Consider the following 14261-nt stretch of genomic DNA (forward strand, 5'->3'; position numbering starts at 1 on the left):
GCCGGGCGAGGACGGCGCCCCGGCCGGCACCCCCGCCGAGTAGGCCGCCCGACCGGCGCCCGCCGGGCACGACGAGGGCCGGCACGCACCCGCGTGCCGGCCCTCGCCCGTCCCCGCCCGGCGCGGCCCCCGCCCCTCGCGGCCCCGGCCCGTCGGCGCGAAGCCCGTCCCTGCCCTAGCCCCCCGGCGCGTCGGGGTCGAACACGTCCTCGATGGTCGTGCCGAACAGCCGTGCCAGGCGGAACGCGAGCGGCAGGGACGGGTCGAACCGGCCGCGCTCGAGCGAGACCACGGTCTGCCGCGAGACCTCGAGCCGCTCCGCGAGATCGGCCTGCGTCCAGCCGCGCGCGCGCCGCCGGTCGGCGATGTCGTTGCGCACGCTCAGGCGGCCTCGAGGCGGCGCTGCCGGGTCCAGCGCACGGCCACGTCCGCCCAGCCGAGCAGCAGCACGGCCAGGAGCACGACGGACGGCTCGGCCGCGCCGACGTCCGTCACGCTGACGACCACGAGCCCCAGTCCCAGCAGGGCCATGAGGTCGAGGAACGCCCCCGAGGAGGCCGCCAGCCACCAGACCCGCTCGACGTCGTCGGGCCGCTCCACGGGCGCCAGCTCGGTCCGCTGCGGGATCCACACGAGCAGCAGCAGGGCCGTCGCGACCGCGGGCGCGAGGGTGCTCGCGGTGAAGACGGCGAACACCAGGAGGCGGTCCTCGTCGCGCAGCAGCGCCGCGACCCCTCCGAGGGCGGCCGCGAGAGCGACCCCCGCCAGCACGGCCAGCACCCGACGACCCATGACCACTCCTCCGACGAGACAAGCGTGCTTGACTCGACGACCGTAGGCCCCCGCACGTCAGAGGTCAAGCACACTTGACTCCTGCGGCCGTGCGGTCCCGGCCCGGCCCCGGCGCGCCGGGAGCGGCGGAGGGCTCAGGCCGCCTCGACGAAGGCGATCACGGCGTCCGCGACGAGCTGCACCGCGATGGCGGCGAGCAGCAGGCCCGCGATGCGGGTGACGAGGGTCGTGCCGGAGTCCCCCAGCACCCGGTGCACGAGACCCGCGAACCGCATGGCCAGCCAGAGGCAGACGTGCACGCCCACGACGCCGACGGCGATGGCGACCCAGTCCAGGGGCCCGTCCGCCTGCTGGACGAAGACCATCGTCGCGACGATCGCGCCGGGCCCCGCCAGCAGGGGCGTGCCCAGCGGCACGAGCGCGACGTTCACGGAGCCGCCCGCGGCCGGTGCCGGCTCCTCCGCCTTGCCCGTGAGCAGCTCCATCGCCACGACGAGGAGCAGCAGCCCGCCGGAGGCCTGCAGCGCGGGCAGGGAGATGTGCATGAACGCCAGCAGCTGCTGCCCGAACACCGCGAACGCCACCACCACGCCGAACGCCACCAGGACGGCCTGCCGCGCCGCCCGCGCCCGCTCCGCCCGCGTCATCGCGCCGGTGAGCGCCAGGAAGATCGGCACCGTGCCGGGCGGGTCCATGATGACGAACAGCGTGATGAAGACGGACAGCAGGAGCTGCGGGTCGAAGCCCGTCACGCGCGCACCACGCCCAGGCGGCCCCGCTCCTCGATCGCGGCGACGACGTGCGCGTCCGTGAGGTTCTCCCCCAGGCGGTTGGCCTTGCCGGTGCCGTGGAAGTCGCTCGACCCCGTGACGAGCAGGTCCAGCCGCGCGGCGATGGCGCGCAGCCGGTCGCGCTGGGCGGGCGTGTGGTCGCGGTGGTCCACCTCGATGCCTGCCAGCCCCTCGGCGGCGAGCTCGTCGAAGACCTCGTCGGGGATCGTCCGGCCGCGCGCGTCGGCGCCCGGGTGCGCGAGCACGGGCACGCCGCCGGCCGCGCGGACCAGGCGCACGGCCGCGGCCGTGCTCGGCGCGTGGTGGGGGACGAAGTACGGGCCGCCGGCCCGCAGGAGGTGCGCGAAGGCGGTGTCGCGGTCGGGCACGACCCCCGCCGCCACCAGGGCGTCGGCGATGTGGGGCCGGCCGACGGACACCGCCCCCACGGCCTGCGCCCGCACGTCGTCCCAGGTGATGGGCAGGTCACGGGACAGGAGGTCGACCATCGCGCGGGCCCGTCCCAGCCGCGAGCGCCGGGTCTGCTCGAGCTCGGCGGCGAGGGCGGGCTCCGCCGGGTCGTGCAGGTAGCTCAGCAGGTGCACGCTGACCCACCCGCTGAGGGTGGAGATCTCCGTGCCGCGGACGAGGGCCACGCCGTGCGCGACCGCCGCGGCGGCCGCCTCGTCCCAGCCCGCCGTGGTGTCGTGGTCCGTCACGGCGACGACGTCGAGGCCCGCCGCGGCTGCGGCCCCGACGAGCTCGGCCGGGCTCTGGGTGCCGTCCGACGCCGCGGAATGGGTGTGGAGGTCGGCACGCACCGGGCCACCGTACCCACGCGGGCGCGGCCCTCCCGACCGCGCCCCGTGCCGGGCGTCGGCGGGCGGTGCGACGATGGGCCGGTGACCGACGCGCGCACCCCGGACGGCCCCGCCGCCACCGCCCCCCTCGACCTGCCCGCCGAGCCGGCCGACGCCGAGGCGCAGACGCAGGCACAGGCACAGGCGCTCGCCGACCGCGGGTCCAACCGCTCGCAGCGCCCGCGCTCGGAGGCGTTCGTCGCGTACATGACGTCCGGCTGGGCACCGCGGCCCCCGTCCTCGGCCGTCCCGCTGCCGGCGGCCCCCTTCGCGGCCGCCCGGCGCGCCCGGCTGTCGGCGCTGTTCCCGGGCGAGCGCCTCGTCGTGCCCGCGGGCGCGCTGACGGTCCGCTCGAACGACACGGACCACCGCTTCCGCCCGCACTCGGCGTTCGCGCACCTCACGGGGCTCGGCGGCGAGCGCGAGCCCGACGCGGTCCTCGTCCTGCACCCGCTCCCCGACGCCGACGGCACCCCCGCCGGCCACCGCGCCGTGCTGCACCTGCGGCCCCTGGCGGGCCGCGACACGGACGAGTTCTTCTCCGACGCCCGCTCCGGGGAGTTCTGGGTGGGCGCCCGGCCGACCCTGGAGGACGTGGCGGCCGAGACGGGCCTGGAGACCGCGGACCTCGACGCGCTGCGGGACGCGCTCGCCAAGGACGTGGGCCCGGACGGCGTGCAGCTGCGCGCCGTGCCGGGCGTGGACGCCGCGGTCGACGCCGTCGTGGCGGAGATCCGGGCCGACGAGGCCGCCGGCCGCGCCGACGAGCGCCTCGTCGAGGCCCTCGCCGAGCTGCGTCTGGTGAAGGACGCGCACGAGGTCGAGCAGATGCGCCTCGCGGTCGACACGACCGTCGAGGGCTTCGCCCGCCTCGTCCGCGCACTGCCCGAGGCCCGGGCCCACCGGCGCGGCGAGCGGGTGCTCGAGGGCGTCTTCGTCGGATGGGCGCGCCAGGAGGGCAACGCGGTGGGCTACGAGACCATCGCCGCCGCCGGGGAGCACGCGACGACGCTGCACTGGACGGACAACGACGGCCCCGTCCGCGCGGGCGAGCTCGTGCTCGTCGACGCGGGGGTCGAGGTCGACTCCCTCTACACCGCCGACGTCACCCGCACGCTGCCCGCCGACGGCCGCTTCACGCCGACGCAGCGGAAGGTCTACCAGGCGGTGCTGGACGCCGCCGACGCGGCCCTCGCCGCCGCGGTGCCCGGCGCCCGCTTCCGCGACGTGCACGCCGCCGCCATGGAGGTGATCGCCGACCGCCTCGCCGCGTGGGGGCTGCTGCCCGGCACCGCCGCGGAGGCCCTCGACCCCGACGCCCAGCACCACCGGCGCTGGATGGTGCACGGGACGAGCCACCACCTGGGGCTGGACGTCCACGACTGCGCCCAGGCCCGCAAGGAGATGTACGTCGACGGCGTCATCGAGCCGGGGATGGTCTTCACCGTCGAGCCCGGGCTGTACTTCAAGTCCGACGACCGGCTCGTGCCCGAGGAGTACCGGGGCATCGGCGTGCGGATCGAGGACGACGTGCTCGTCACGGCCGAGGGCCCGGTCAACCTCTCCGCAGCCCTGCCGCGCGACCCCGACGCCGTCGAGGCGTGGATGGCGGACCTGCTCGGCGGCTGACCGCCGGTCCGACGCCGAGGGGCCCGGGGCGACCGTCAACCGGTCGCCCCGGGCCCCTCGTCGCGTCCGCGGTCGAGCGCCCCGCGGCAAGGGGGGGGTCAGAGGGCGGAGGAGCCCGTCCGGCCCTCCTCGCCCGCGACGCGCCCGTCACCGGCACCCGGGGCGGGCGGCGGCGGGGTGGGAGAGCCCCACGGCTGCGGCGACGGCTGCGGGGCGGGCGGCGCGAAGGGCCCGGGCCCGCCCTGGCCCTGCGGCCCGACGGGTGCGGAAGGACTGGGGACCTGCGGCCCGGCGGCGGGGGCCGGGCGCGCGGGCCAGCCGGACTGCACGCCGCCCACCTCGGCGAGGAGCGAACGCGCCTGGTGCGCCTTCTCGGGCTGGCAGAGCACGGCGTACGACGAGGCCACGATCTGGCTGCTCGAGGTGAAGTCGCGCTTGCCGCCGGTGAAGGCGTACGCGATGACGCCGAAGAGCAGGCCGAAGGCGCCGCCGATGAGGACGCCGGCGAGGATCGTCGAGAGCAGCTGCCCGGAGAAGATCCCGAGGAGCCACCCGACGAAGAGCCCGAACCAGGCGCCCGAGGCGAAGCCCGACAGCGCGACGCGCGGGTAGGTGAGCCGCCCGATGACGCGCTCCACCATCTTCAGGTCGTTGCCGACGATGGTGACGTGCTGGACGGGGAACTCCTTGTCGGAGAGGTGGTCGACGGCGCGCTGGGCCTCGAGGTAGCTCTCGTAGAGCGCGACGGTCTCCCCCTTCGGCAGCGTGGGGGTCCGTGGGACGCGCTGGGTACCGGAGAACGACATGCCCCCATCATCGCCGCCGCGGCCCGGCCCGTCGCGGTGTCGCAGCACATCCGCAGGAGACCGGCAGCCGCCGCCCAGAGGGCTCCCAGCCTCCGGCCGGAGGCCTCCGGCCTCCGGCCGCCGTCTAGGCTGACGGCGTGAGCGGCGCCGGGAACCCTGTCTTCGTCGCCCGTCTGGCGGGGACCGCCGTCTTCGACCCCATCGGGGACCAGGTGGGCCGCGTCCGCGACGTCGTGGTGCTCCAGCGGGAGAAGCGGGCACCCCGTGCCGTCGGCCTCGTCGTCGAGGTCCCCGGCCGGCGTCGCGTCTTCCTCCCCGTCACCCGGGTCACCTCCATCGACCCCGGGCGCGTGATCTCGACGGGCCTGCTGAACATGCGGCGCTTCGAGCAGCGGGCGGTGGAGACCCTCGTCGTCGGCGAGCTCCTCGACCGCGCCGTGCGCCTCGTCGAGAGCGGCGACGAGGTCGTCGTGGAGGACGCCGCCATCGAGCGGCAGCGCAACCGCGACTGGGAGGTCACCCGCCTCTTCGTGCGCCGGCCCGTCGGCAAGGCGCAGAACCTCCTGCGCCGCCGCGGCGAGACGATGGTGGTCGACGTCCGCGCCGTGGAGGGCCTCGGCGGGCGCACCACGCGGCAGGGCACCCAGTCCCTGCTCGCGCAGTACTCCGAGCTCAAGCCGGCCGACCTCGCCGACCGCCTGCACGACCTCGCCAGCACCCGCCGGCTCGAGGTCGCCGCGGCGCTGGACAACGAGCGGCTCGCCGACGTGCTCGAGGAGCTGCCCGAGGACGACCAGGTCGAGATCCTGCGCGTGCTCGACCTCGACCGCGCCGCCGACGTGCTCGAGGCCATGCAGCCCGACGACGCCGCCGACCTCCTCGGCGGGCTGCCCGACGAGCAGGCGGCCGAGCTGCTCGAGCTCATGGAGCCCGAGGAGGCGCGCGACGTGCGGCGCCTGCTGGCCTACGAGGACAACACCGCGGGCGGCCTCATGACGACCGATCCCGTCATCCTCGGCCCGGAGACCCCGATCGCGGCGGCCCTGGCGCACGTGCGACGGCAGGACCTCACCCCCGCGCTGGCGTCGATGGTGTTCGTCGCGCGCCCGCCGCTGGAGACGCCGACGGGCCGCTTCATCGGCGTCGTGCACCTGCAACGGATGCTGCGCGAGCCCCCGCACGAGCCCATCGGGTCCATCGTCGACACGGACATCGAGGCCGTGCACGCGGACGCCCACCTCCAGGCGGTGACCCGGCACCTCGCCACCTACAACCTGCTCGCGCTGCCCGTCGTCGACGACGCCCGCCGGCTCCTCGGCGCGGTGTCCGTGGACGACGTGCTCGACCACCTCCTGCCCGAGGACTGGCGGGAGACCGACGCCCCGGCGCCCGTCCGCCCGACGGGCACGACGACCGGCCCCGCGGCGGTGCGCCGTGGCTGACCGCCTCGACACCCCGCGCGAGCGCGGCCGCCGGCTCATCCCGCGGCCGCAGTTCGACCAGGACGCCTCGGGGCGCATCTCGGAGTCCATCGCCCGCTTCCTCGGGACCCCGACGTTCATCCTCTGGCTCACGCTGTTCTGCATCGTGTGGATCCTGTGGAACTCGCTCGCCCCGCAGGACGTGCGGTTCGACCGGGCGGCGAACGGCTTCACCGCCCTCACGCTCATGCTGTCGCTGCAGGCCTCCTACGCGGCGCCGCTCATCCTCCTCGCGCAGAACCGCCAGACGGACCGCGACCGGGTGCAGGCCGACCTCGACCGCAACCGCGCGGAGCGGAACCTCGCCGACACGGAGTTCCTCGCCCGCGAGGTCGCCGCGCTGCGCATCGCGCTCAACGAGGTGGCCACGCGCGACTTCGTGCGCTCCGAGCTGCGCAACCTCCTCGACGAGCTCGTGTCCGACGAGGACGAGGACGACGAGGGGTCCGGGGACGACGAGGCCGGCGAGGCCCGGGGCGGCGACCCCCGCAAGGGGGAGCGCAAGGGCGAGCGCAAGGGGAGCAAGAAGGCCCGGCGCCGCCGCGAGCGCGGGCCGGCGACGACGGCGCTGCCCGTGGTCACCGCGGACGCCGTCGCCGAGCCCGCGGCCGCCGCGCCCGCGGTCGCGGGCCCCGACGTACCCGCCGTCGTCGGGCCCTCCCTCGAGGACACGCTCCCCGATCAGCCCCCGGCCGAGGATCCGCCCCCGGCCGGAGCGCGCCCGGCAGGGGCGACCGCGCTCGGGGCCACGCCCCCGGGACCCCCGGCCCCGGGGACCTCCGCGGACGGCACCTACGATGAGGCCCATGCCCGCTGACCCCGCCGTGCCCGTCGCGGGCCCCCCGGCCGACGAGGCCCTCGTCGCCGCGATCCGCACGGCGCTCGGGAGGGTGCAGGACCCGGAGATCCGCCGCCCCGTCACCGAGCTCGGCATGGTCCGGGGCGTCGACCTGGGCGAGGCCGGGGCCGACGGGCGCCGGGTGGTCGTCGGCATCGACCTCACGGTGGCCGGCTGCCCCATGAAGGACACGCTGACGCGGGACGTCACGGCCGCGGTCGCCGCCGTGCCGGGCGTCGCGGCGGTCGAGGTGGTGCTCGGCGCGATGAGCACGGAGCAGCGGGCGGCGCTGCGGTCGCAGCTGCGCGGCGGCGCCGGGGAGCCGGTCATCCCCTTCGCCCAGCCCGGCTCCCTCACGAAGGTCTACGCCATCGCCTCGGGCAAGGGCGGCGTGGGCAAGTCGACGGTCACGGCGAACCTCGCGGTGGCCCTCGCGGCGGACGGGCTGCGGGTGGGCGTCGTCGACGCGGACATCCACGGCTTCTCCATCCCGCGCATGCTCGGCGTCGACCGCCCGCCGACGCGGGTCGACGACATGCTGCTGCCGCCCGTCGCGCACGGCGTGAAGGTCGTCTCCATCGGCATGTTCGTCCCGCCGGGCCAGCCCGTCGTCTGGCGCGGCCCCATGCTCCACCGCGCGCTCCAGCAGTTCCTCGCCGACGTGTTCTGGGGCGACCTGGACGTGCTGCTCCTCGACCTGCCCCCGGGCACGGGCGACATCGCCATCTCCGTGGCCCAGCTGCTGCCGGGCAGCGAGATCGTCGTCGTCACCACCCCGCAGCCGGCGGCGGCCGAGGTCGCCGAGCGCGCCGGGTCCGTGGCGGTCCAGACGCACCAGCGCGTCGTGGGCGTCGTCGAGAACATGTCGTGGCTCGAGTCCCCCGACGGCTCCCGGCTCGAGGTCTTCGGGTCCGGCGGCGGGCAGCAGGTCGCCGCCAACCTCTCGCGCCTGACGGGCACGGACGTGCCGCTGCTGGCTCAGGTGCCGCTCGACGTGCCGGTGCGGGCGGCCGGCGACGCGGGCGCCCCCGTGGTGCTCGCCGACCCCGCCTCCGCCGGCGCGCGGGCCCTGCGGGCGGTGGCCGACGCGCTCGGCGCGCGGCGCCGCGGGCTGGCCGGGATGTCCCTGGGCCTGACCCCGGCGGGCCGCTGACCGTCCCGGCCGGGGTGCCCCGGAGGGGGGCCCGCGAGCGCTAGGGTCGCCCGCACGGGGCTCAGGGGGAGCCGCGCAGATCTCACCGAGGAGCCCGCGTGGGCGTCATGCGCCGCATCGTCTTCCCGTCCCTGCGCCTGCTGGTCTGGGCCGTCATCGCGGTCGCGCTCGTGCGCATCGCCTTCGCCGGCGCCGACCTGTCCGCCGAGGCCGACCCGCTGCAGCCCGGCGGGCAGCTCGTCGAGCCGACGGTCGAGGTGACGACGGGCACCGTCGTCAACACGGTGGACGTCGCGGGGTCGGTCGTCGCCGACCCGGCCGTCCCCGTGAAGGCCACCGCCGCCGGCACGGTCTCCAAGCTCCTCGTCGGGACGGGCCAGGCGGTCGACAAGGACGCGACGCTCCTGGAGATCCGCACGGAGACGCCGCAGGACCCCGTCGTGTCGTTCGACGAGGCGACGGGGGTCGAGACGATCCAGGAGCGGGCGCCGAAGGTGACGGTGACGGCCGTGAAGGCCCCCGTCGCGGGCACGGTGACGCTGCCGACGCTCGTCGGCCAGGAGGTGACGATCGGCGACGAGGTCGCCTCCCTCGCGCCCGGCACGCTGAGCATCACGGCCACGCTGACGCCGGAGCAGCAGTACCGGCTGCTCAACCCGCCGACGGAGGCGCAGGTGACGCTCCGCGGCGGCCCGGCGCCCTTCACCTGCACGGGCATGCGGATCGGCGCGGCCGCGGCGGGTGCGGGCGGTGGCGCCGGCGGGGGCGTCGACCCGGGCACCGGCCTGCCGGCCGAGACCGCCTCGGGCACCGTCTCCTGCGCCGTCCCGGCCGGGGTCACGGCCTTCGCCGGCCTGGGCGCGGACGTGTCCATCACCAACGGCCAGGCGGAGGGCCCCGTCGTGCCCGTCACCGCCGTCCAGGGCTCCGTGCAGTCGGGCAACGTCTGGGTGGTCACGCCCGAGCTGCCCGAGGGCGAGATGCGCCAGGTCGGCCTCGGCCTGACCGACGGCGAGAACGTCCAGGTCACCTCGGGCCTCGAGGTCGGCGAGCAGGTGCTGCAGTTCATCCCCGTCGCCGACGACGCGACGAACTGCGCCGACCCCGCGCAGTACGACCCCGCGGTCTGCGGCTGATGGCGCTGCTCGAGCTGTCGGGCGTGACGCGCACGGTCCTGCTCCCGGACGACCGGCGGCTGGAGATCCTGCGCGGCGTCGACCTCGCCGTGGGGACCGGCGAGCACGTGTCGGTCGTCGGCAGGTCCGGCACGGGCAAGTCCACGCTGCTGAACATCCTGGGCCTGCTCGACGCGCCCACCGCGGGCCAGTACCTGCTCGAGGGGGTCCCCATCGGGCAGCTCTCCTCCCGCACCCGCACGAAGCGCCGGGGCCGGGACTTCGGCTTCGTCTTCCAGCAGTTCAACCTCCTGCCCGGGCGCACCGCCCTGGAGAACGTCGCCGCCCCCCTGCTCTACGCCAGCGGCCGGCAGTTCTGGCGCCGCACCTCGCTGGCGGCCGCGATGCTCGACCGGGTCGGCCTCGGCGACCGGCTCGAGACGATGCCGGAGAAGCTGTCCGGCGGCGAGCAGCAGCGCGTGGCGATCGCCCGCGCGCTCGTCCGCGGCCCGCGCGTCATCCTCGCCGACGAGCCCACCGGCGCCCTCGACGTCGAGACGGGCGGGGCGATCATGGACCTGCTCGACGAGGTGGCCGCCGAGACGGGCGCCGCCCTCGTCACCATCACCCACGACCTGTCCGTGGCCGCCCGCGCCCAGCGGTGCTACCGCCTCACCGACGGCGTCCTGGTGCCCATCGCGCTGGACGCCCCCGGCCGCGTGACGGAGTGGGTGGGCGACGTCCCGGTGCACGTGGTGCACGGCGAGGGGCCGGACGGGACGGCCGTGGCGGGTGACCCCGTCCCCGGGGCGCGCGCGCTCGACCTGCCGCCCGTGCTCGGCCCGTCCGTGCCGGCCGCCACGCCCGACGAGCGGCGCGACCGGGAGGGGGCGCGGTGAGCGGGTTCGTCGGCGCGCTCGTCGAGGCCTGGGACGAGCTGCGGATCCACCGGCTGCGGGTGCTGCTGGCGCTGATCGGCGTCGCGGCCGCCGTCACGGCGATCACCGGGGTCACGGCGGCGGTCGCCATGCTCCAGCAGGCGTTCGACGAGCAGGCCGACCGCGCGAACGGCCGCCAGGTGACCCTCAACGTCAACGCCTGGAGCGCGACGGGCGTGCCGACGGCCGACCAGAACGCCGCGCTCGACGCCGCCTACGCCGAGGCGCTGGACCGCTACGGGCTCACCTGGTCCACCCGGGACTTCCAGACCGGCGGCTCCGTCCGCTTCCCCGACGGCCGCTACGAGGTGCCGCTGCGCGCCGTCGACCCCGCCGCGGGCATCCTCCAGCGCATCAGCCTGTCGGAGGGCCGCTGGTTCGCCACGGCCGATGCCGAGGCCTTCGCGCCGACGCTCGTCGTGAACCGGGCCTTCCTCGACCGGCTCGGCGTCGGCGGCGTCGAGACGCACCCGACCGTGCTGCTCGGCCGGGACGACCCCGTCCGCGCCACCGTCATCGGCGTCATGGACGAGCCGTGGGAGAACCCCGAGCCCACCGCGATGATCCTGTACGACCAGAGGGCGCGGTGGATGGGCACGGACGGCAGCTCCGCCTTCGGCGGCGGCGCGCCCACGCTCGCCGTCTGGGTGCCGCCCGAGCTCGCCGACGACCTCACGGCCCGGCTGCGCCGCGACGTCGCCGCCGCCGTGCCCGGGATGCAGGTCGACATCTGGGACAACCGCTTCACGGAGAGCTTCGACATCGACGGCGCCGCGCGCTGGGTGGGCATCGGTGTCGGAGGCTTCGCGCTGCTGCTCGGCGGGCTCGGCCTGGTGAACATCGCGCTCGTCACCGTCCGGTACCGCATCCGGGAGATCGGCATCCGCCGGTCCTTCGGCGCGACGTCGGGACGCGTGTTCTTCGGCGTGCTCATGGAGTCCGTCGTCGCCACCGTCGTCGCCGGGCTCGTGGGCGTGGTGCTGGCCGTCGCCATCATCAAGTCCATCCCCGTCGACCGCGTCTTCGGCGGGCAGATCCAGGAGGTCCCGCCGTTCCCGGTGTCGGCCGCGCTCGTCGGGATGGCCGCGGCCACGGGCGTCGGGGCGCTGGCCGGGCTCATCCCCGCGATCGTCGCGGTGCGCGTGAAGGTCATCGACGCCATCCGCTACTAGCCGCGGCGCACCGGGGTGGGCCTCCGCCGGCGCGCCCTGAGAGGGCACCCCACGACCCCCCGCCGGACCGGCCCGGAGCGCCCGGCGCCGTTAGTCTCGACGGTGTCGGGCCCCCGCACCGCGGGTCGCCGACCCCTCTCCCCCTCCGCCCGCCGGCCCCCGCGGCCCGGGCGAGGGACCCGGACCACCACGTGCAGGAGACGCATGCCCACCACCGTCAAGGCCTACGCCGCGCCCTCCGCGACGGAGCCCCTCGTCCCGACGACGATCGAGCGCCGCGACGTCGGCCCCCACGACGTCCGCATCGACATCCGGTACGCCGGCATCTGCCACTCCGACATCCACACGGCCCGCAGCGAGTGGGGCCCGACGACGTACCCCATCGTCGTCGGCCACGAGATCGCCGGGGTCGTCGCGGAGGTCGGGCCGGAGGTCACCCGGTTCGCCGTCGGCGACCGCGTGGGCGTCGGCTGCATGGTCGACTCCTGCGGGGAGTGCGCGAGCTGCCGCAAGGGCGAGGAGCAGCACTGCCTGCGCGGCAACACCGGCACGTACGCCTCCGTCGGCCGCGACGGGCAGCCGACCCAGGGCGGCTACTCCCAGGAGATCGTCGTCACGGAGGGCTTCGTGCTGCGCATCCCCGACGCGCTCGGGCTCGACGTGGCCGCCCCCCTGCTGTGCGCCGGCATCACGACGTACTCGCCGCTGCGGCACTGGGGGGCCGGCCCCGGCACGCGCGTCGCCGTCGTCGGGCTCGGCGGCCTGGGCCACATGGGCGTGCAGCTGGCCCACGCGCTCGGGGCCGAGGTCACCGTGCTGTCCCAGTCCCTCAAGAAGCAGGAGGAGGGCCTGCGCCTCGGCGCGGACCACTACGCCGCCACGTCCGACCCGGGCACCTTCGAGCGGCTGCGCGGCTCGTTCGACCTGATCATCAACACGGTGAGCGCCGAGATCGACCTCGACGCCTACCTCTCGCTCCTCGCGGTCGACGGCACGCTGGTCAACGTCGGCGCCCCCGAGAAGCCCCTCAGCCTCGCGGTGTTCTCCCTCATCCCGTTCCGGCGCTCCTTCGCGGGCTCGACGATCGGCGGCATCGCGGAGACCCAGGAGATGCTCGACTTCTGCGCCGAGCACGGCATCGCGGCGCAGATCGAGACCATCCGGGCCGACCAGGTCAACGAGGCGTACGAGCGCGTGCTGGCCTCCGACGTGCGCTACCGCTTCGTCATCGACACGAGCACGCTCGACTGACGGGGACCGGGTCCCGGCCGCGCGGCCGGGACCCGGCGTCAGCGGTCGTACTCGACGACGAGGGGCGCGTGGTCGGAGAACCGCTCCGCGTACGTGGGGGCGCGGTCCACGACGGCGCGCACCGCGGCGGGCGCCAGCGACGGCGTCGCCAGCTGGTAGTCGATCCGCCAGCCGGCGTCGTTGTCGTAGGCCTTCCCGCGCCACGACCACCACGTGTACGGCCCCGGCCCCGGGCCGCCGAGGTCGCGGCCGAGGTCCCGCCAGCCGAGCCCGTCGAACCAGCGGTCGAGGTAGGCGCGCTCCTGCGGCAGGAAGCCCGCCGCCTTCAGGTTGCCCTTCCAGTTCTTGAGGTCGACCTCGCGGTGGGCGATGTTGAGGTCGCCGGCGACGACCGCGGCCGTGTCCCGCAGCGCGGCGAGCCGGGCGGTGACGTGCTCGAGGTAGGCGTACTTCTCGTCGAGCGACGGCGTCCCGACGGTGGCCGAGTGCAGGTAGGCGGAGACGACGGTGAGGGTGCCGCCCGGGGCCTCGACGTCCGCCTCGACCCAGCGCCCGGCGTCGCCGTCGACGCCCGTGCCGAGCCCCACCCGCACCGCGGAGACCGGCAGCCGGGAGGCGATCGCCACTCCCGCCCGGCCCTTCGTCGTCGACGCCTCGTGCGCGAGGTGCCAGTCGTCGGGCGACAGGTGGTCGGCCAGCACCTCGTCGGAGCCGCGGACCTCCTGGAGCAGCAGGACGTCGGGCTTGCGCTCGTCGAGCCAGGCGCCCATCCCCCGGCGGAAGGCGGCGCGGATGCCGTTGACGTTCACGGTGGCGACGGTCAGCACGCGGGACATCCTCCCCCATGCCGCCGGCCCGCCCGTGCCCCGCCGGCCCGGGTGCTCAGGCGCTCAGGCGCTCAGGCGCTGACGCTCTCCCCGTCGTAGGCCGCCCGCAGCGCCGCCAGGTCCAGCTTGTGCATCGTCAGCATGGCCCGCATCGCGCGCCCCGAGGCCTCCGGGTCGTCCGTGCCGGCGATGAGCGCGTCCAGGCCCGCGGGCGTCACCTGCCAGGACACCCCGAACCGGTCCGTGCACCACCCGCACGGCCCGGGGCGGCCGCCGTCGGACGTCAGCAGGTCCCAGTAGCGGTCGACCTCGTCCTGGTCCTCGCACTCGAGGGAGAAGCTGAACGCCTCCGAGAGCCGCTGCGACGGCCCGGCGGACAGGAACGTCAGGGGCAGGCCCATCATCGTCAGCTCGACGATGAACGGGGCGCCGGCCGGGACGCCCGGCGTGCCGTCGGGCGCGGAGACCTCCCGGGTGATCGTCGTGCCGGGGATGTGCTCGGCGTAGAAGCGGGCGGCGTCGTGGCCGTCCCGGTCGAACCACAGGTGCGCGCGCAGACCGGTCATCGTCGCCGTCCTCGTCCCCGGCGCCGCCCGGTGCGGCACCACACCCCGGCAGACCCACGGGGG

General features: G+C 76.1%; 14 protein-coding genes and 1 pseudogene. 8 read left to right on the forward strand and 7 right to left on the reverse strand.

Annotated features, from left to right (window positions below; translation table 11 throughout):
- Nucleotides 1-175: 175 nt before the first annotated feature.
- The 4 genes from EJA20_RS11435 to EJA20_RS11450 form a co-directional block, all read right to left on the reverse strand.
- Complete coding sequence (locus EJA20_RS11435; protein WP_129338281.1) at nt 176-379, reverse strand: helix-turn-helix transcriptional regulator; 204 nt, start codon at nt 377-379, stop codon at nt 176-178.
- Between the two features lie 2 nt (nt 380-381).
- Nucleotides 382-792, reverse strand: a complete 411-nt coding sequence (locus tag EJA20_RS11440) for a hypothetical protein (RefSeq protein WP_129338282.1) — start codon at nt 790-792, stop codon at nt 382-384.
- Between the two features lie 134 nt (nt 793-926).
- Nucleotides 927-1544: a MarC family protein gene (locus EJA20_RS11445; RefSeq protein ID WP_129338283.1), complete on the reverse strand. Its 618-nt coding sequence runs from the start codon at nt 1542-1544 to the stop codon at nt 927-929.
- On the reverse strand, nt 1541-2383 hold the full coding sequence (locus tag EJA20_RS11450) for a PHP domain-containing protein (RefSeq protein ID WP_129338284.1): 843 nt from the start codon (nt 2381-2383) through the stop codon (nt 1541-1543). The genes EJA20_RS11445 and EJA20_RS11450 overlap by 4 nt, the downstream gene beginning before the upstream one ends.
- A 132-nt stretch (nt 2384-2515) precedes the next feature.
- Between EJA20_RS11450 and EJA20_RS11455 the strand changes: the two genes are divergently transcribed.
- The gene (locus EJA20_RS11455; protein ID WP_240675418.1) at nt 2516-4051 is read left to right on the forward strand and encodes an aminopeptidase P family protein; all 1536 of its coding nucleotides are present in this window, start codon (nt 2516-2518) and stop codon (nt 4049-4051) included.
- A 98-nt stretch (nt 4052-4149) separates the two neighbouring features.
- Here EJA20_RS11455 and EJA20_RS11460 read toward each other — a convergent pair whose 3' ends face one another.
- Entirely contained in the window at nt 4150-4857 is a 708-nt protein-coding gene (locus EJA20_RS11460) for a YflT domain-containing protein (RefSeq protein ID WP_129338286.1), read from the reverse strand.
- Between the two features lie 137 nt (nt 4858-4994).
- Here EJA20_RS11460 and EJA20_RS11465 point away from each other — a divergent pair, with 137 nt between their 5' ends.
- The 7 genes and pseudogenes from EJA20_RS11465 to EJA20_RS11495 all read left to right on the forward strand — a co-directional run bounded on the left by EJA20_RS11465 (nt 4995) and on the right by EJA20_RS11495 (nt 12805).
- Nucleotides 4995-6299, forward strand: coding sequence for a magnesium transporter MgtE N-terminal domain-containing protein (locus EJA20_RS11465; protein WP_129338287.1), 1305 nt, complete (start codon nt 4995-4997; stop codon nt 6297-6299).
- Nucleotides 6292-6801: pseudogene (locus tag EJA20_RS19505) on the forward strand (DUF1003 domain-containing protein); the annotation flags it as partial. The gene EJA20_RS11465 and the pseudogene EJA20_RS19505, both read left to right, overlap by 8 nt.
- A gap of 343 nt (nt 6802-7144) precedes the next feature.
- Entirely contained in the window at nt 7145-8329 is a 1185-nt protein-coding gene (locus EJA20_RS11475; protein ID WP_205687473.1) for an Mrp/NBP35 family ATP-binding protein, read from the forward strand.
- Between the two features lie 107 nt (nt 8330-8436).
- On the forward strand, nt 8437-9465 hold the full coding sequence (locus EJA20_RS11480; protein ID WP_240675420.1) for a permuted SH3 domain-containing protein: 1029 nt from the start codon (nt 8437-8439) through the stop codon (nt 9463-9465).
- Nucleotides 9465-10343, forward strand: a complete 879-nt coding sequence (locus EJA20_RS11485) for an ATP-binding cassette domain-containing protein (RefSeq protein WP_129338290.1) — start codon at nt 9465-9467, stop codon at nt 10341-10343. Before EJA20_RS11480 ends, EJA20_RS11485 begins: the two co-directional genes overlap by 1 nt.
- Nucleotides 10340-11554, forward strand: a complete 1215-nt coding sequence (locus EJA20_RS11490) for an ABC transporter permease (protein WP_129338291.1) — start codon at nt 10340-10342, stop codon at nt 11552-11554. The genes EJA20_RS11485 and EJA20_RS11490 overlap by 4 nt, the downstream gene beginning before the upstream one ends.
- Before the next feature lie 204 nt (nt 11555-11758).
- Complete coding sequence (locus EJA20_RS11495) at nt 11759-12805, forward strand: NAD(P)-dependent alcohol dehydrogenase (RefSeq protein ID WP_129338292.1); 1047 nt, start codon at nt 11759-11761, stop codon at nt 12803-12805.
- 38 nt (nt 12806-12843) lie between these two features.
- Here EJA20_RS11495 and EJA20_RS11500 read toward each other — a convergent pair whose 3' ends face one another.
- Nucleotides 12844-13632 (reverse strand): exodeoxyribonuclease III, encoded by a 789-nt coding sequence (locus tag EJA20_RS11500; protein ID WP_240675412.1) that lies wholly within the window; start codon nt 13630-13632, stop codon nt 12844-12846.
- Nucleotides 13633-13703: 71 nt separating this feature from the next.
- A complete protein-coding gene (locus EJA20_RS11505) occupies nt 13704-14198 on the reverse strand; it encodes a VOC family protein (RefSeq protein WP_129338294.1) in 495 nt (164 codons plus the stop codon).
- Nucleotides 14199-14261 lie beyond the last annotated feature (63 nt).

Origin of the sequence: Cellulomonas endophytica (assembly GCF_004123805.1) — a bacterium.
Lineage (GTDB): Bacteria > Actinomycetota > Actinomycetes > Actinomycetales > Cellulomonadaceae > Cellulomonas > Cellulomonas endophytica.